This window comes from Actinoplanes sp. CA-030573 (assembly GCF_050951115.1).
Lineage (GTDB): Bacteria > Actinomycetota > Actinomycetes > Mycobacteriales > Micromonosporaceae > Actinoplanes.
This window is the reverse complement of record NZ_CP192038.1, coordinates 5,480,786-5,497,557: the sequence shown is the minus strand read 5'-3', so window position 1 is coordinate 5,497,557 and position 16,772 is coordinate 5,480,786. Positions and strand designations below refer to the sequence as shown.

Here is a 16,772-nt window from a genome sequence, read left to right as displayed (position 1 = left end):
GGCGAACTGTAGCACACTGGAAAACGCGTAAGCTCTAGCTTACGCTTTTGCGGTGACCGACCTCAGCTCGACGCTCGCCGCGCTGGCCGACCCGTCCCGGCGGGCGCTGCTCCAGCGCCTCGCGCACGGCCCGGCCACCAGCGGGCAGCTGGCCGAGCTGCTGCCGATCAGCCGGCCCGCCACCTCACAGCATCTGCGGGTGCTGGCCGAGGCCGGCCTGATGAACACGACCGTGCTCGGCCGGCAGCACTGGCACACGCTGAGCACGTCGCGCCTGGCCGAGATCGAGCACTGGATCCGCACGCTGGTCACCACGTTTTCCACTGCACCCGCGCTTTCCGAGGGGAGGCCAGCGTGAGCCGGCCCGTCAGTTATCTGGAGATCCAGTCGCCCGATCTCGCCGCCAGCACCGGGTTCTTCACCGAGGTGTTCGGGTGGGCGCCGCAGCCGTTCGCGGCGCCGGACTATCTGGTGGCGCCGCACGGCGAGGCGCCCGGCGTCGACACCGGGCTCATGCCGTCGCGCGACGGGCAGCCGCGGTCGGTGCCGGTGATCCGCGTGCCCGACCTCGACGCCGTGCTGGAGGCCACCGCGGCGAACGGTGGCGCCGTCGTGGTGCCGCCGTTCGCCATCGGCGGCGTCGGGCGCGGCGCGTACGTCACCGATCCGGCCGGGGTGCTGATCGGTGTGCACATGTACGACCCCGGGGCCTGATCCGTCACCCGGGTGACATGTTCCGTTGGCTCGGTCGTCGCTTCCCCCGTGTGGGATGACCGGTCGTGCATCACGCCAACCACTACTACGGGCACTCGCACGTGCTGGCGCGCTACTGCGGTCTCGACAACACCGACCCGCCGCGCCTGCACGGCTACCTCCAGCACGGGTGGAACATCGGCGACGGCCTCGCCCCCGACCACGAGTTTGTGCCCGGGGTGCCGAGCTTCCTGTGGTCCGAGCGCACGCGGCGGCGCGCCTGGTCCCTGGCGCGGCGGCAGGTGTACGTCGTGGGCGCCCCCTTCGCGTACCTGCTCAGCATGGAGGTGGTGACCGAGGAGCCCGCGCGCGAAGGCACCATCTGGTACCCGTTCCACGGCTGGGAGGGGCAGCAGGTGCTCGGCGACCACGACCGGTTGATGGCCGAGATCCGCGAGGTCGAGACCGGACCGGTGACGGTCTGCCTGTACTGGCAGGAGTACCGGGACCCGCGGCTGCGGGCGCGGTACGAGCGGGCCGGCTTCCGGGTGATCTGCCACGGCTTCCGTGGTGGCTGGTGGAAGGACCTCGATCCCGGCTTCCTTTACCGCCAGCTCGCCGAGCAGCGCCGCCACCGGCGGGTGGCCTCCAACCGGCTGTGCAGCGCGGTCCTCTACGGCACGCTGGCCGGGTGCGAGCCGGCCGTCTACGGCGACCCGATGCAGCTGGAGGGTGAGTCCGAGGGCGTCGGCCCGGCCCGCATCCGGCGCGAGTGGTCCGCCCTGCACGGCACCCACGTCGACGTCGCGCTCGCCCGCTCGATCGCCGTCGACGAGCTGGGCGCCGATCGCCTGCTGCCGCCGGCCGAGCTGCGCCGCCTGCTGGGCTGGCCGATGCCCGCGAGCGTCGCCGGCGCCGAGCTGACCGGGGTGCTGATCCGATGACCGTCCAGCCGATCGGCGGCGAGATGCCGCACTGGTCCGACCTGGACGGCACGCACGGTCCGGCGGCGGCCGGCGGCGCGGCGTCGCGTGCGCTGCTGGGTGCGGCGGCGGGCCGCGTCCTGGTCGCGGGGCCGCACGATCCCGAGCTGATTGCCGCGCTCACGGTTCCCGGGCCGACCATTCTCGTACGCGGGACCGCGGACGCCTCGCTCCTGTCGGCCCGCTTCCCCGGGGCCACGATCTGCTGCGGAAGCCTCGCGAAGCTCGCCGCCGCGCCGGCCTACGACACCGTGATCGCCCTCGACGGCCTCGACCGGCTCGGCTCGCCGGAGACCGCCGACCTCACCCGGGAGGAGACGCTGGATCGCCTGCTCGGCCTGCTCCGCCCCGGCGGCCGCCTGATGCTGGCGGTCGAGAACCCGTTCGGCCTGCACCGGCTGCTCGCCCTGCCGCCCGCGCCGGCCGACACCGAGTGGGTGGGCCCCGACGACTCGTGGCCGGTCTCGCCCGGCCGCCTGCGAGGCCGCCTGGCTGAGGCCGGCGTCCCGGTGGTCCGGGAGTACGCCGCCTACCCCGGTTTCCGAACCCCCACCGCCCTGCTGGCCGCCGAGGTCCTCACCGACCCCGCTCTGCGGGGTTTCCTCGAGGCAACGCTGACGGCCGTCGCACGCCCGTCCCCGGAGCTGCTGGCCGACCCGGCCCGCCTGGTCACCGGCGCCGTGCGCCACGAGCTGGCGGCCGCCCTGGCCCCGGCGTGGATCCTGCTCGCCGGCGACCTCCCGGCCGGCCCCGCCGCCCTGATCGCCCCGCCCGGGGTCGAGTCCGGCCGGCCCGGCGCACGGGCGGAGCCCGTGGTTCGCGATGCCGGCGGCCGATGGACCCTCGGTGACCGGCCCCTCCCGCTCGGGCGCACGCTCGAGGACCTCGTCGTCGCCGCCGGTCAGCGCCGTGACCTGCCGGCCGTGCGCGATCTGCTCACCGCCTGGCAATCCGGCCCGGCGGCCGGTGTCCCCGCCGGGCAAGTCGTGGTCGATGCCGGCGGCGGCCACCACGGCCTCGTCCCCGCGGGCGAACCGGTCGAGGCCCTTCGCCGCCTGGCCGCCACCCTGATCGGCGCCGGCCTCACCCACCTGTGGCCGTCCCCGGCCGGCGAGGCGGCCCTGACCGCGCTGCTGGCCGGCATGACCGGCCGGGAGCTCGACCCGCGCGACGTGCCCGCCGCCGGCCCCGGTGTTCCCCGTCCCGACGTCGGCACGGTCCGCGAGCTGACCATGGCCCGCGACCGCCTCGAGCGGGAACTGGCCGACGCCCGCGCCCGGCATGAGTTCTACGAACGTCAGATCGCCTACCGCGACGAGGAGCTCAAGCGGGTTCGGAAGATCAACGCGGTGCTCTCCGCGACGACGCCCGGGAAGGCCGTTCTCGGCGGCCTCAAAGCGGGCCGGCGGGCGTTCCGGGCGGTCACCCGCCGCGGCCGGTGAACGCCGGCCGGTGAAGGGCGGCGCGGGTGTCCGGTAAGGATCAGCGGACCGGGTGGGCCGCGGCCACCTCGTCGTAGATCTGCTCGAGGCGGGCGGACTGCGCGACCACGTCGAACCGGGCCTGCATCGCGGCGCGGCCCTGGCGGCCCAGGCGGACCCGCAGGTCCTCGTCGGTCAGCAGGCGGGCCAGGTTGGCGGCCAGCGCCGGGCGGTCACGCTCGGGCGAGAGCAGGCCGGTCTCGCCGTCGGTGACGGCCTCGGGGATGCCGCTGTGCCGGGTGGCGACCACCGGCAGGCCGAGGGCGGCGGCCTCCATGACGGTGGTGGGCAGGCCCTCGGTCTCGCCGTCCCCGGCGGTACGCGACGGCGCGGCCAGGAGGCGGCTGGCCAGCAGCATCTCGCGCACTTCCGCGGGCGTTCGATGGCCGGGGAAGGTCGCGTCCACGCCGAGCTGCCGCGCGTACGCCCGCATGCCGGGAAGCAACGGCCCGGAACCGATGAGGACGGCGCGCGGGCGGCCGGGGAGCGTGGCGAGGGCGGCCAGGAGGTCGTCGGCGCCCTTCTTCTCGACGAAGCGGCCGACGAAGGCGACGTCCCACTCCTGGTGCGGGCGGGCCGGCACGTCGGCGGGGATCGGGACGCCCATGTGGTGCACGCGGACCTTGGCGGGGTCGGCGCCCCAGGCGATCGCCCTCGCGCGGATGACCTCGGAGACGGCCAGGACGACGGCGGCGCGCTCGAAGACCGTGCGCAGGTTGCGGCGGTAGCGGACGCCGTGCGCGCCGGGGCGGGCCGGCTGGCGGGTCACGTCGTGGCCGTGTGCGGTGACGATCAGCGGGATGCCCAGGCGTCGCGCCTCGCCGCTGACCAGCCAGCCGTCGCCGCCGAAATGGGCGTGCACCAGCCGGGGCGCGACGTCGGACAGCAGTCGCCGCAGGCGCGGCGAGCGGCCGGTCAGGCGCAGGCGAAGGAAGGCGTTGCGGTCGGCCGGATCGGGGTACGCGATGAGATCGTCGTCGCGGGAGACGGCCGACTCGACCTTGGTCGCCCCGAGGTAGACCGGCCGCCACCGGGTGAGGGCGTCGCCCTGGTTCCGCACGAAGGTCTCCGACCCGCCGAGCATGGCGCTGCGCCAGACGGCGACGCGCGGGTCAGCGGACATCGGTGCCGACCGGCTCGGCGGGCTGGGTCGCGGACGGGTCGCCGTCGGCGGTGGCGCGGCGCCCGACGACCCGGTCGCGCAGGCGGGCCCGAATGGCCGGCGGCAGCGTCCAGATCTGCAGGAACGTGACGTAGTCGAGGACGCCGGGCCGGCCGTGGACGCGGGCCTCGGACAGCAGCTCCCGGGCGATCCGGCCGCTGCGCGTGGGCGCGGCCATCGAGCTCAGCACGCTCATCGTGAACGCGGCGTACGCCCGCCGGGTGAAGAGCTCGCGGTTACCCCGCAGCCAGTCGAGCTGTTCCCGCCACGGGTTCTCCAGGCTGATGCGCTCCCGATCCTCGTCCTGGTGCCACAGCACGAGCGGGTCCCCGGCGTACAGCAGCTCGACGTCATCCTCGCGCACCGCCCGCAGCGTCCAGTCGAGCTCCTGCTGGCGGCGCAGGCCGACGGTGAACGGGACGCGGCGCAGCAGCCCGGTCGGCGCCATGATCGTCGAGGTCTGGATGAAGCCGTCGCCGTAGAACAGGCCGCGCCGGAGGGTGAAGTACTCGCTCAGCGGCTCGCCGGGGGCGGGCAGGCGGCGCGGCATCACGGTGTCGGCGCGCGGGGTGCGGCTGATCATGCGGGAGGCGATCACCGGCGACGGCTTCGACGCGGTGGCGGCCAGCCGCAGCTGGGTCGCGATCTTCTCCGGCAGCCACTCGTCGTCGTCGTCGAGCAGCGCCGTCCAGCGGCCGCGGGCCGCGCGGGCGCCGGTGTTCCGGGCGTTCGGCGCACCGCCCCGCTCGGGCAGCTCTACCACCCGCAGCCGCTCGTCGCCGATGGCGGCGAGGGCGTCCGCCGACACCCCGTCGTTCCCGTCGACGACCACCACGACCTCCAGGGCGGCGTGCGTTTGGGCGAGGGCGCTGCGGACGGCGCGGGCGGCCAGCCCCGGGCGGTTGCGGGTCGGGATCACGACGCTGACGTCCGGCGTGGTGGGCATGGTGACCTGCTAACACGAGGGGATCTCCGGCGTGCCGGACGATAGGGACGGCAGACGGACGGGGGATGAACGCGGCGCTGCGAACGGACGAAGGTCGCCGGTCTCAGCGTGCTGACAGGAAAATCACACCGATTTCCCACCCCCGCGAGGTGACCCGGAAGGCCGCGCCATCCGTCTTCAAGGGAGACGACGCCGTGCCGAAGGAGCCGATCTTGAAGAGAACCGCCGCAGCCCGGCGCCGCCGGCGCAGCCCGATGTGGGCCCGCTGGTGCATCACCCTCGGCGCGCTGCTGACCGTGGTCGGCGGCGGGTCGGTGGTGGCCATCCAGGCGACGGTCGGGGCGGCGACCAGGTCGGTCGCCCAGCAGAGCCTGATCGGCTCGGCCGGTGACCGCGGCCGGCACGTGACGATCACCGGCGCCAAGAACATCCTGCTGGTCGGCATCGACGCACGGAAGGACGCGCTGCCCACGGCGGGCACCCGCTCCGACTCGATCATCCTGCTGCACATCGGCGCCGACCATCAGACCGGCTACATGATCTCGCTGCCCCGCGACAGCTACGTGCCGATCCCGGCGTACGACAACGGGAAGCAGAAGTGGGAGGGCGGGAAGAGCAAGATCAACGCCGCCTTCTTCTTCGGCAGCCGCGGCCTGACCGGTCCCGACGCGCTGTCGCACGGGTTCGAGCTGCTCTCGCTGACGATCAAGGAGCTGACCGGCATCACCCCCGACGCCGGGGCGATCATCGACTTCGAGGGCTTCAAGAACGTGGTGAACGTGCTGGGCAAGGTCTGCATGTACGTGGACGAGGACACCACCTCCATCCACGTCGGCACCGACAACCAGACCGGCAAGTTCGCCAAGCCGTACGTGATCAACAAGGACGGCACGCTCAAGCGCAAGATCGCCGGGGTGACGCCGAAGTTCTACGCCAAGGGCGACCACTGCTTCACACCGGCCGAGGCGCTCGACTTCGTCCGCCAGCGCGACCTGCTGGCCAACAACGACTTCGACTACGGCCGCCAGCGTCACCAGCAGCAGTTCTTCAAGGCGATCGTCAACCAGGCGGTGAAGGACGGCCTGTCGTCGCCGACCAAGCTGCCCGGCCTGGTCAAGGCGATCGGCGCGACCATGACCGTCGACAACGGCGGCATCCCGCTCGAGGACTGGGTCTTCTCGATGAAGAGCATCCGGCCCGACGACCTGATCACCATCAAGACCAACGAGGGCAAGTTCAACCCGAAGTCGATCGCGGGCATCGGCGAGGTCGAGATCCTGAGCAGCGAGAGCATGCAGCTGCTCGAGGCGGCGAAGGACGACACGGTCGCGCAGTTCGCCGCGAGCCACCCGACGTGGGTCGCCGGCACGTGAGCCGGGCGGGAAAGGTCAGGCGTAGCGGAAGCCGAAACTGCCGGGCCGGGGAGCCGATCGTCCGGGCATGTCGCGGCGTGCATGGCTCTGGTGGCTCGGGCTGACCGTCCCCGCGGCGGCCGGCTATCCGTTGCTGCCCGGCGGCTCGCTGGTCGCGGGGCTCTGCTTCGAGGGCGTCGGCGCGGTCGCCTGCCTGGTCATGGCCGTGGCGATCGTGAAGGTGCGGCCGCCGAGCCGGGCCATGTGGTGGCTGCTGCTGGCCGGCAACGCGCTGTCGGTGGCCGGCGACACGATCTACGACTACCTGCTCAACGTCGAGCACGTCGACGCGTACCCGAGCATGGCCGATGTCGTCTATCTCGCCTCCTACCCGCTCACCTTGGCCGGCCTCGCGATCCTGATCCGCGAGCGCACCCGGGGACGCGACCGGATCGGGCTGCTGGACGCCGCGATCCTCGCCACGGCGCTCGCCCTGCCGGTGTGGGTCTTCGTGATCCGGCCGCTGGCCGCCGCCGACCACGCGGGACTCGGCGACCAGCTGGTCTCGCTCGCGTATCCGGTGCTCGACGTGCTGCTGATCGCCACCACGGCCCGGCTGGTGATGTCCTCCGGAGCACGGCGGCTCTCCCCGGCGTACGTGCTGATGGTCGTGGCCCAGGCGACCCGGCTGCCGGCCGACGTGTTGTTCAGCGCCGCCGACCTCGGCGGCATCGACTTCTCCTGGCTCGACGGCGGCTGGATCCTCACCTACCTGCTGACGACGGCCGCCATCCTGCACCCCTCGGCGTTGCGGCCGGACGAGCCGGGACCGCGGCGCGACGACGGCACCCTGTCCACGCCGCGGCTCACCGTGCTCGCCGGCGCCTCGTTGCTCGCCCCGGCCGTGCTCGCGATCCAAGGGCTGCGCAACCCGGCGGCGATCGACTGGCGGGCGGTCGCGGTCGGCAGCGCGATGCTGTTCCTGCTGGTGGTGGCTCGGATGAAGCTGCTGCTCGACCGGGTGCACCGGCAGGCCCGGCAGCTGGCCTCGCTCGCGCATCTCGACGGGCTCACCGGCGTGCCGAACCGGCGGTCCTGGGACGAGGCCCTCGCGCGCGAGCTGACCCGGGCGCGGCGTTCCGGCGTACCCCTGGTGGTCGGTCTTCTCGATCTTGATTTTTTCAAGGCCTTCAATGACACGTACGGGCATCAGGCCGGCGATCTGCTGTTGAAGGAGGCCGCCGCGGCGTGGCGTGGGCAGCTCCGGGAGCCCGACGTGCTGGCGCGTTACGGCGGCGAGGAGTTCGGCGTCGTGATCAGTGGCCGGCCCGCCGAGGAAGCGCTCGCCGTCGTGTCGCGGTTGCGGACGCGAACCCCGCGCGGGCAGACCTTCTCGGCCGGGCTCGCCCAGTGGGACGGGCAGGAGACCGCGGATGAGCTGGTGCGGCGGGCCGACGAGGCGCTCTATCGGGCCAAGGCGGCGGGCCGGGACCGCGTGTTGCTGAGCAAGGATGTCACTCTCGCGGGGTAGCGCCGTCGCACAGGGTCATGGGTACCGTGTATCCGCACCCCCGCCACCCCGGCCATGAAGGGACCTGACGTGGGCGGGTTACCGCTCCTGGACCAGGTCGCCCTGGGCGACCATGTCTGCTGGACCGTTGACGACGACTCCGCCCGGATGGCGGCGATCGCGAGCTTCACACGCGCCGGACTCCGCTCCCGGCATCGCGTCATCTACTGCGGCGACGACCCCGAGCTGCTGCTCGCGGGTCTGGAACGGCACGGTGTCGGCACCCGCGCGGCGATCGGCGAGGGGCTGTTGCAGGCCTACACGGCCGAGGCGAGCTATCTGTCCGGCGGCGTCTTCGACCCGGTCGCGACCCTGGCGCTCTGGCGCGCGGCGATCGGGCAGGCGCGCGCCGAGGGCTGCCCGGGCATCCGGGTGGTCGGCGACATGACGTGGGCCAGCCGCCGGGTGCCCGGGGCCGACCGGCTTCCCTGGTACGAGGCGCAGGTCAACACCGTCTTCACCGAGGGCTACGTGGCGGGCGTCTGCGCGTACGACCGGCGCCGTTTCGATCCTCTGCACCTGCGCCGCCTCGGCTGGGCGCACCTCGGGTCCGCGACGACCTCGATCCCCTTCGAGCCGGACACGTCGCTGAGGGCGAGAAAGACCCGGCAGCCGTACGGGTTGAGGCTGTCCGGCGAGGTCGACCTCGCCAACCGGGACGCGTTGCGGGCCGTGGTCGCGCACCTGTTCGACGAGGGCGACGACGCCACGGTCGACGTGGCCGGACTCCGGTTCGCCGACATCGCCGCCGCCCGGATCCTGGTCGACGCGGCCGCCGGCGGCCGGGGCCGGGTCCGCCTGGTCGGCTGCAGCGCGCGCCTGCGCCGGCTGCTCGACCTGCACGGCGCCGAGCGGGTCAGCGGGCTGACGGTGACCGGGCGATGAGCGCGGCGGGGGGCCAGTGACCGTTTTCGACCACCCGGCCCTGCTCTACCACGACACCGGCGAGCTGCTGGCGACGGCGGTGCCGTTCGTCCGCACCGCGGTGGCCGCCGGCGACCCGGTGCTGGTCGCCCTGCCCACCGGCAACCTGGGCCTGGTCCGCGACGCCCTCGACGACGACGACCGCGTCCGGTTCGCCGACATCACCGCCACCGGCCGCAATCCCGCGCGGCTGCTGCCCCAGGTGCTGCTGCCGTTCGCCGACGCGCACCCGGGCACCCGCGTGACGGTGGTCGGCGAGCCGGTCTGGCCGGGCCGGACCCCGGTCGAGCGCTGGGCCTGCGCCGAGCACGAGGCGCTGCTCAACGCCGCCTTCGAGGGCCGGCGCGCGGCATTCCTGTGCCCGTACGACGCGGCCCGCCTCGACGACGAGGCGATCGCCGACGCCTGGCGCACCCACCCCGTGATGATCGACGCCGGCGAGCGCATCCCCAGCGACGAGTACGACGACCCGGTGCGCACGGCGGAATCGGTGAATCGCCCGCTTCCGCCGCCACCGGCCGGCGCCGCGGTCCTCCGCTATGCGCGCCTGCCCGACCTGCCCGGCGTGCGGGCCTTCGTGCGCCGGTACGCCACCGGGCGGCTGCCGGGCGAGCGGGCGGGGGAGCTGGTGCTGGCCGTCCACGAGCTGGCCGCCAACACGATCAAGCACGCGGGCGGCCCCGGGACCGTCACCGTGTGGATCGAGGAGGGCATGCTCGCCTGCCAGGTCGACGACGGCGGGCACATCGCCGATCCGCTCGCCGGCCGGGTGCCGCCGCCCCCGAGCAGCCCGAGCGGCCGGGGCCTGCTGATGGTCAACGAGCTGTGCGACCTGGTGCGCATGCGGACCGGCCCGGGCGGCACCACGATCCGCATGCACATGGCGCTGCCGCCGGCCGGTTCCGCCCCGGCGCAGTGAGGTCGCTTTCCGCCCGGAGCGGTGAGGTCGCCTTCCACCTGGCGCAGTGAGGTCGCGTTGCGCCCGGGGCAGTGAGGTCCCCTTCTGCCCGGGGGCAGTGAGGTCGCCCGATGGATGGGCGGTGCGGTCGCGCCCGGTGACCGGCCGATGACCACCGTCTGTTATCGATAACAATTCGGCCTCTGCCGCCCTCGGCAACGATTCGAAACCAAGTTTCCCCAACATGTCGCCGAGGTTGCGAGAACCGTTGACACGGTCGTTGTTAGCGTTCACACTCGACGCCACGCCGCTGCCCCCGACAAAGGAGTTACGCGCAATGAGATTTTCCCGGATGGGGGCCGTGGCCTCCGCCGTCGTCCTTACCGCCGCCCTCGCGGCCTGTGGCTCGAGCGAGAAGACCGCCGACAAGGCTGCCTCGGGCGGTGACACCAAGGGCGCCCTGATCGGCGTCACCATGCCGACGAAGTCCTCCGAGCGGTGGATCTCGGACGGTGACAACGTGAAGAAGCAGCTCGAGGCCCTCGGCTACCAGGTCGACCTCCAGTACGCCGAGAACGACATCCCGACCCAGACCCAGCAGCTGGACAACCAGATCACCAAGGGCGCCAAGCTGCTGATCATCGCCTCGATCGACGGCACCGCGATCACCACCCAGCTGGAGAACGCGAAGGCCAACAACATCCCGGTCATCGCGTACGACCGGCTGATCCGCAACAGCCCGAACGTCGACTACTACGCCACCTTCGACAACGCCAAGGTCGGCGTCCAGCAGGCGACCTCGCTGCTGACCGGTCTCAAGATCCTCAACCCGGACGGCTCGAAGGGCTCGGCGAAGGGCCCGTTCAACATCGAGCTGTTCGCCGGCTCGCCCGACGACAACAACGCCACGTTCTTCTTCAACGGCGCGATGAGCGTGCTCAAGCCGTACATCGACAACAAGACGCTGGTGGTCAAGAGCGGTCAGACCGACTTCAAGACCGTGGCGATCCTGCGGTGGGACCCGGCGACCGCGCAGAAGCGCATGGAGGACCTGCTGACGTCCACCTACAAGGGCGGGGCCAAGGTGGACGGCGTGCTCTCGCCGTACGACGGCCTCTCGATCGGCATTTTGTCGGCGCTCAAGAGCAACGGCTATGGCACGGCCGCCCAGAAGTACCCGGTCGTCACGGGACAGGACGCCGAGCTCGCGAGCGTCAAGTCGATCATCGCCGGTGAGCAGTACTCCACCATCTACAAGGACACCCGCCAGCTGGCCAAGACCACGGTGGAGATGGCCGACGCGGTGCTCAAGGGCCAGAAGCCGCAGGTCAACAACACCACCGACTACGACAACGGCAACAAGGTCGTCCCGTCGATGCTGCTGCAGTCGGTGATCGTCGACAAGACCAACTACAAGAAGGAGCTCGTCGACACCGGTTACTACACCGAGGCTCAGCTCGGCTGATGACCGACACGATCCTCTCGATGCGGGGCATCACCAAGACGTTCCCCGGGGTCAGGGCCCTGGAGGACGTGAACCTGGAGGTGCTCCGCGGCGAGATCCACGCGATCTGCGGGGAGAACGGCGCCGGGAAGTCCACCTTGATGAAGGTGCTTTCCGGCGTCTACCCGTACGGCGACTACGAGGGTGAGATCACCTTCGACGGCGAGCCCTGCCGGTTCGGCGGCATTCGCGACAGCGAGCACCGCGGCATCGTGATCATCCACCAGGAGCTCGCGCTCGCGTCCAACCTGTCCATCGCCGAGAACATCTTCCTCGGCAACGAGCAGGCGACGCGGGGCTTCATCGACTGGAACAAGACCAACGCCGCGGCCGCCGAGCTGCTGCGCCGGGTCGGGCTCGACGAGAACCCGGTCACCCAGGTGCTCGACCTCGGCGTCGGCAAGCAGCAGCTGGTGGAGATCGCGAAGGCGCTCTCCAAGGAGGTGCGGCTGCTGATCCTCGACGAGCCGACCGCGGCGCTCAACGACGAGGACTCGGCGCACCTGCTGGATCTGCTGCGGGGGCTGCGCGACTCGGGCATCACCTGCGTGATCATCTCGCACAAGCTGAACGAGGTCCTCTCGATCGCCGATCGCGTGACCATCCTGCGCGACGGCCGGACGGTCTCGTCCGCGCCGGTCGCCGACCTCACCGAGAACAAGATCATCTCGGGCATGGTCGGCCGGGACCTCGATCATCGGTTCCCGCCGCACACGTCCACGGTGGGCGAGGAGATCCTGCGGATCGAGGACTGGACCGTCCACAGCCCCACCCAGCACGGGCGGCTTCTGGTCGACAAGGCGTCGCTCACACTGCGCCGGGGCGAGATCGTCGGGCTGGCCGGGCTCATGGGCGCGGGGCGGACCGAGCTCGCGATGAGCGTCTTCGGCCGCGCCTACGGCGCCAACATCAGCGGGCGCCTGTTCAAGGACGGCAAGGAGATTCGCCTGCGGTCGGTGCGGGACGCGATCAAACACGGCATCGCGTACGCCACCGAGGACCGCAAGCGCTACGGCCTGAACCTGATCGAGGACATCAAGCGCAACATCTCCGCCGCCGGCCTCGGGCGGCTGTCCCGTCAGGGCTGGGTCGACGACAACGAGGAGTACAAGGTCGCCGACGAGTACCGCAAGTCGATGAACATCAAGGCGCCCAGCGTCCTGAGCGTCACCGGCAAGCTCTCCGGCGGCAACCAGCAGAAGGTCGTGCTGTCCAAATGGATCTTCACCGATCCGGACGTGCTGATCCTCGACGAGCCGACCCGGGGCATCGACGTCGGCGCCAAGTACGAGATCTACACGATCATCAACCGCCTCGCCGACCAGGGGAAGGCCGTGCTGGTCATCTCCAGCGAGCTGCCCGAGCTGCTCGGCCTGTGCGACCGCATCTACACCCTCTCGGCCGGCCGGATCACCGGTGAGGTGCCCCGGGCCGAGGCCACCCAGGAGGGTCTGATGACCCTCATGACCGCCGGACAGGAGGCAGGCAGTTGAGCCTCGCACCCACCAATGCCGACCTCGCGGTGGACACCGCGCCGGACACGCCACCGCCGTCGTCCGGCCGGCGTTTCTCGATCAATCTCCGGCAGAGCGGCATCTACATCGCGTTCGCGCTGATCGTGCTGCTGTTCACGGTGCTGACCGGCGGCGACATGCTGGCGCCGCAGAACATCAGCAACATCATCGTGCAGAACTCGTACATCCTGATCCTCGCGATCGGCATGATCCTGGTGATCATCGCGGGCCACATCGACCTGTCGGTGGGCTCGATCGTGGCCGCGTGCGGCGCCGTCTCCGGTGTGCTGATGGTCGAGCACCACGTGGCGTGGCCGCTCGCCCTGGCGCTGACCCTGGCGTTCGGGGCGCTGATCGGCGCGTGGCAGGGCTACTGGGTCGCGTACTTCGGCATCCCGGCCTTCATCGTGACCCTCGCCGGCATGCTGCTGTTCCGCGCGATCACGCTGTCGATCCTCGGCAACCGGGGCATCGGCCCGTTCCCGGACGCGGTGCGGACGCTGTCCAACGGGTTCACCCACGGCTACCTCGGCAACGTCGGGCTCGGCGTGCTCGGCGGCGCCGACCTGTTCAGCCTGCTGATCGGTGTGATCGCGGTGGCCGGCCTGATCACGAGCCAGTGGCGCACGCGCGCCGGCCGGCTCCGCTACGGTCAAGCCGTCGACCCCGTCTGGTTGTTCATCGCCAAGATCGTGGTCGCCGCGGTGCTCATCATGTTCGTGCTGGTGCAGCTGGCCCGGTTCCGCAACCTGCCGTGGGTGCTCGTGCTGCTGGCCGGCCTGGTGCTCGGTTACTCGCTGCTGGCCAACCGCTCGGTCTTCGGCCGGCAGATCTACGCGGTCGGCGGCAACCTGCAGGCGGCCACGCTCTCCGGCGTGAAGGTCAAGTCGATCATCTTCTGGATCTTCGTGAACATGGGCGTGCTGTCCGCGCTGGCCGGCATCATCTTCGCCGGCCGGCTCAACCAGGCGAACCCGACGGCCGGCAACCAGTTCGAGCTGGACGCGATCGCCGCGGCGTTCATCGGCGGCGCCGCGGTGCAGGGCGGCGTCGGCAAGGTGGTCGGCGCCATCACCGGCGGCCTGATCATGGGCGTCATCAACAACGGCATGAGCCTGATCGGCGCCCCGTCCGAGCGGGTCATGCTGGTCAAGGGCGCCGTCCTGCTGGCGGCGGTGGCTTTCGACGTCTGGACGAAGCGCCGCGCGGGCGCGTCGCGCTGAGCACGCCGCTCTTCGTTGTGGACAGTCGCGGGGAATTGTCGTAGCCCGGTGCTTTACTCTCCCCCACCCAGTGAACGGGTGGGGGAGTGTAACGGCGCGGACGGTCAGTCGCCGGCGACCAGGCGGGCTCGGGCGCTGACCATCCCGGCCCGCTGGTCCTCCGTCATGGCCGCCCACGCCTCGGACCGTTCGCGGCTCATCTCGGCCCACTCCGCCGGGGTCAGCGACGCGGTGTGCTCGCGGCGGTGGCGGTTCATCTCCTCGATCTGCTCCGGTGTCAACGGGCGGCTCATGGTGACCATCTCCTCGATCAATGTGACGAACTGACCCGTGTCCTGCATCCCGTCGAGCAGGCGGCGCAGGCTGGTGCGTACCTGCTCGGCCTGCCGGATGCGCTCCTCGGTGGCGGCCAGCTGGCGCGCGAGGATCTCGCGCTGGTCCTCCGCGCCCGCCGCCAGCGTCGCCGCGATGTCGCGCAGCGACAGGCCGAACCCGCGCAACGCCAGGATCATGTGCAGCCGGCGCACGTCGCCGCCGGTGTAGCAGCGGTGCCCGCCCGCCGTGCGCGCCGACGGCACCAGCAGACCCAGCCGGTCGTAGTGGTGCAGCGTCCGCACGGTCACCCGGGTCGCCCGGGCGAGCTCGCCGATCCGCCATTGCTGTTCGGTCATGTCCCGAACGCTAGGTCCTGACGCGGGGTCAGGTTCAAGACCGAGTTTCGTCCTGTTCGGGGCCGGCGTGCCGTCGCCATCGGAGCGCGCCGGGCGCGGTCGCCGGGACGACGGGCTCGCGCGGCAGGACGGGGTCGATGCGGCGATAGGGGGAACCGGGCTCCGGCCGCGGGTCCGGGTCGCCGGCGTTCGGCCACATGCCGATCGCCCGCTCGGCGAGCGCGGTGATGGTCAGGGACGGGTTGACCCCGAGGTTGGCCGCCACGGCCGAACCGTCGACCACGTGCAGGCCCGGGTGACCGTACAGGCGGTGGTAGGGATCGATGACGCCGCGGGTGGCGTCGGCGCCGATCGCGCAGCCGCCGATGAAGTGCCCGGTGACCGGCCGCCCGATCAGCTCGGTCACCGCACCCAGCGGCACCCCGTCGATCTTGCCGGCCACCCGCCGGGCGACGTCGTGCGCGGCCGGCACCCACACCGGGTTGGGCGTGCCGATGCCGGGCCGGCTGCGCAGCCGCCCAGGCAGCCCCTCGCGCAGCCGCCCGGGCAGCCGCCCGCGCAGCCATCCACGCGAGCGGAACAGCGTGATGGAGTTGTCCAGCGGTTGCATCCCGAGCAGCACGATCGTCTGCTGCGACCACTTGCGCGGCGACGTGAGCAGACGCAAGTTCTTCCGGTCGCGGACCAGCTCTTTCAGCGCGGCGAGCAGCCGCGAGCGGCCCCCGGTGTCGTCGATCAGCACGGTCGCCAGCAGCGCGAGCAGGTTGCTGCCCGGTCCGTACCGCACCGGCTCGATGTGGGTGGCGGGGTCGGGGTGGATCGATGACGTGATGGCGACGCCCTTGCTGAAATCCGCGTCGCGCGCGCGGGCCCGGGCGCCGAGAATCGACTCCGAGTTGGTGCGGCTCAGCTCGCCGAGGCGCGGCGAGATGCCGGGCAGGCGGCCGCGGTCCCGCAAGCGATGCAGCAAGCGTTGCGTGCCGAGCGCGCCGGCCGCGAAGATCACTTGCTGCGCGGTGACCTCACTCCGGGCGATTCCTCCGGATTTGCGGGTACGCACGGAGAAGCCCCCGCCTCGCAACGGCCGCACATCGGTGACCGTCGTGAGTGGCCGCACCTCCGCGCCCGCCCGCTCGGCCAGGTAGAGATAGTTCTTGACCAGCGTGTTCTTGGCGCCGACCCGGCATCCGGTCATGCAGGCGCCGCAGAGCGTGCAGGGGCGGCGCTCGGGCCCGGCGCCCCCGAAGAACGGATCGGCCACGCTCCCGCCGCCGCTCGCGCCGCTCGCGCCTGGTGCGGGCGGCTCGTTGCGGAAGAGCACGCCGACCGGGGTGCGGCGGTAAGTGTGTTCGACGCCCAGGTCTGCCGCCACCGCCTTGAGCGCCCGGTCGGCGGCGGTCTCGACCGGGTTGGCCGTCACGCCGAGCATGCGCTTGGCCTGGTCGTAGGCGGGCGCCAGCTCGTCCTTCCAGTCGGTGATCGCGGACCACTGTGGATCGTCGAAGAAGGAGTCCGGCGGCTCGTACAGGGTGTTCGCGTAGCCGAGCGAGCCGCCGCCCACCCCGGCGCCCGACATGATCAACGCGTGGCGCAGCAGGGTCAGTCGCAGGATGCCGTAGCAGCCCAGCGCCGGGGCGTACAGGTAGCGGCGCAGCCGCCAGGACGTCGCGGCGAACTCGTCGTCGGCGAAGCGGCGGCCCGCTTCGAGGACCGCGACCCGGTAGCCCTTCTCGGCCAGGCGCAGCGCGCTGACGCTGCCGCCGAAGCCCGAGCCGATGATGACCACGTCGAAGTCATGCGCCATGGCGTACGGTGGCACCGTTGTTGACGGCATGTCAATAAGTGGAGGCG

The 16,772-nt window shown here is 71.8% G+C and carries 15 protein-coding genes; 11 read left to right on the top strand and 4 right to left on the bottom strand.

Annotated elements, in window-relative coordinates; genetic code table 11:
* Nucleotides 1-52 precede the first annotated feature (52 nt).
* The 4 genes from ACQP2F_RS25480 to ACQP2F_RS25465 all read left to right on the top strand — a co-directional run bounded on the left by ACQP2F_RS25480 (nt 53) and on the right by ACQP2F_RS25465 (nt 3,118).
* A complete protein-coding gene (locus ACQP2F_RS25480) occupies nt 53-358 on the top strand; it encodes an ArsR/SmtB family transcription factor (RefSeq protein WP_433291444.1) in 306 nt (101 codons plus the stop codon).
* Complete coding sequence (locus ACQP2F_RS25475; protein WP_433291442.1) at nt 355-714, top strand: VOC family protein; 360 nt, start codon at nt 355-357, stop codon at nt 712-714. The genes ACQP2F_RS25480 and ACQP2F_RS25475 overlap by 4 nt, the downstream gene beginning before the upstream one ends.
* Nucleotides 715-779: 65 nt before the next feature.
* The gene (locus ACQP2F_RS25470; protein WP_433291440.1) at nt 780-1,637 is read left to right on the top strand and encodes a hypothetical protein; all 858 of its coding nucleotides are present in this window, start codon (nt 780-782) and stop codon (nt 1,635-1,637) included.
* Nucleotides 1,634-3,118: a hypothetical protein gene (locus ACQP2F_RS25465; RefSeq protein ID WP_433291438.1), complete on the top strand. Its 1,485-nt coding sequence runs from the start codon at nt 1,634-1,636 to the stop codon at nt 3,116-3,118. Before ACQP2F_RS25470 ends, ACQP2F_RS25465 begins: the two co-directional genes overlap by 4 nt.
* Nucleotides 3,119-3,158: 40 nt before the next feature.
* Here the strand turns inward: ACQP2F_RS25465 and ACQP2F_RS25460 are convergent, their stop codons facing one another.
* Together ACQP2F_RS25460 and ACQP2F_RS25455 are read right to left on the bottom strand one after the other, a co-directional pair.
* A complete protein-coding gene (locus ACQP2F_RS25460) occupies nt 3,159-4,280 on the bottom strand; it encodes a glycosyltransferase (protein ID WP_433291437.1) in 1,122 nt (373 codons plus the stop codon).
* On the bottom strand, nt 4,270-5,265 hold the full coding sequence (locus ACQP2F_RS25455) for a glycosyltransferase family 2 protein (RefSeq protein ID WP_433291435.1): 996 nt from the start codon (nt 5,263-5,265) through the stop codon (nt 4,270-4,272). Before ACQP2F_RS25455 ends, ACQP2F_RS25460 begins: the two co-directional genes overlap by 11 nt.
* A 212-nt stretch (nt 5,266-5,477) precedes the next feature.
* Between ACQP2F_RS25455 and ACQP2F_RS25450 the strand changes: the two genes are divergently transcribed.
* The 7 genes from ACQP2F_RS25450 to mmsB all read left to right on the top strand — a co-directional run bounded on the left by ACQP2F_RS25450 (nt 5,478) and on the right by mmsB (nt 14,250).
* Nucleotides 5,478-6,638, top strand: coding sequence for an LCP family protein (locus tag ACQP2F_RS25450; protein ID WP_433291433.1), 1,161 nt, complete (start codon nt 5,478-5,480; stop codon nt 6,636-6,638).
* A gap of 67 nt (nt 6,639-6,705) precedes the next feature.
* Nucleotides 6,706-8,148, top strand: coding sequence for a diguanylate cyclase (locus ACQP2F_RS25445; RefSeq protein WP_433291430.1), 1,443 nt, complete (start codon nt 6,706-6,708; stop codon nt 8,146-8,148).
* A 69-nt stretch (nt 8,149-8,217) separates the two neighbouring features.
* Complete coding sequence (locus tag ACQP2F_RS25440) at nt 8,218-9,072, top strand: MEDS domain-containing protein (RefSeq protein WP_433291428.1); 855 nt, start codon at nt 8,218-8,220, stop codon at nt 9,070-9,072.
* Nucleotides 9,073-9,088: 16 nt separating this feature from the next.
* The gene (locus ACQP2F_RS25435; protein ID WP_433291426.1) at nt 9,089-10,030 is read left to right on the top strand and encodes an anti-sigma factor RsbA family regulatory protein; all 942 of its coding nucleotides are present in this window, start codon (nt 9,089-9,091) and stop codon (nt 10,028-10,030) included.
* Between the two features lie 331 nt (nt 10,031-10,361).
* Nucleotides 10,362-11,474, top strand: a complete 1,113-nt coding sequence (gene chvE, locus ACQP2F_RS25430; RefSeq protein WP_433291423.1) for a multiple monosaccharide ABC transporter substrate-binding protein — start codon at nt 10,362-10,364, stop codon at nt 11,472-11,474.
* Nucleotides 11,474-13,006: a multiple monosaccharide ABC transporter ATP-binding protein gene (gene mmsA / locus ACQP2F_RS25425; protein WP_433291421.1), complete on the top strand. Its 1,533-nt coding sequence runs from the start codon at nt 11,474-11,476 to the stop codon at nt 13,004-13,006. Before chvE ends, mmsA begins: the two co-directional genes overlap by 1 nt.
* The gene (mmsB, locus tag ACQP2F_RS25420) at nt 13,003-14,250 is read left to right on the top strand and encodes a multiple monosaccharide ABC transporter permease (protein ID WP_433291417.1); all 1,248 of its coding nucleotides are present in this window, start codon (nt 13,003-13,005) and stop codon (nt 14,248-14,250) included. Before mmsA ends, mmsB begins: the two co-directional genes overlap by 4 nt.
* 104 nt (nt 14,251-14,354) lie before the next feature.
* On the opposite strand, the gene ACQP2F_RS25415 is transcribed toward mmsB, so the two are convergent.
* Both ACQP2F_RS25415 and ACQP2F_RS25410 read right to left on the bottom strand, forming a co-directional pair.
* On the bottom strand, nt 14,355-14,921 hold the full coding sequence (locus ACQP2F_RS25415; protein WP_433291414.1) for a MerR family transcriptional regulator: 567 nt from the start codon (nt 14,919-14,921) through the stop codon (nt 14,355-14,357).
* 34 nt (nt 14,922-14,955) lie between these two features.
* Entirely contained in the window at nt 14,956-16,725 is a 1,770-nt protein-coding gene (locus ACQP2F_RS25410; protein ID WP_433307609.1) for an FAD-dependent oxidoreductase, read from the bottom strand.
* Nucleotides 16,726-16,772 lie beyond the last annotated feature (47 nt).

Excerpts from the sequence above, each read along its gene's own strand:
- ACQP2F_RS25415 (WP_433291414.1), bottom strand. The coding sequence starts at position 14,921 with ATGACCGAACAGCAATGGCGGATCGGCGAGCTCGCCCGGGCGACCCGG.
- ACQP2F_RS25460 (WP_433291437.1), bottom strand. The coding sequence starts at position 4,280 with ATGTCCGCTGACCCGCGCGTCGCCGTCTGGCGCAGCGCCATGCTCGGC.
- ACQP2F_RS25445 (WP_433291430.1), top strand. The coding sequence starts at position 6,706 with ATGTCGCGGCGTGCATGGCTCTGGTGGCTCGGGCTGACCGTCCCCGCG.
- mmsA (WP_433291421.1), top strand. The coding sequence starts at position 11,474 with ATGACCGACACGATCCTCTCGATGCGGGGCATCACCAAGACGTTCCCC.
- ACQP2F_RS25465 (WP_433291438.1), top strand. The coding sequence starts at position 1,634 with ATGACCGTCCAGCCGATCGGCGGCGAGATGCCGCACTGGTCCGACCTG.
- chvE (WP_433291423.1), top strand. The coding sequence starts at position 10,362 with ATGGGGGCCGTGGCCTCCGCCGTCGTCCTTACCGCCGCCCTCGCGGCC.
- ACQP2F_RS25455 (WP_433291435.1), bottom strand. The coding sequence starts at position 5,265 with ATGCCCACCACGCCGGACGTCAGCGTCGTGATCCCGACCCGCAACCGC.
- ACQP2F_RS25410 (WP_433307609.1), bottom strand. The coding sequence starts at position 16,725 with ATGGCGCATGACTTCGACGTGGTCATCATCGGCTCGGGCTTCGGCGGC.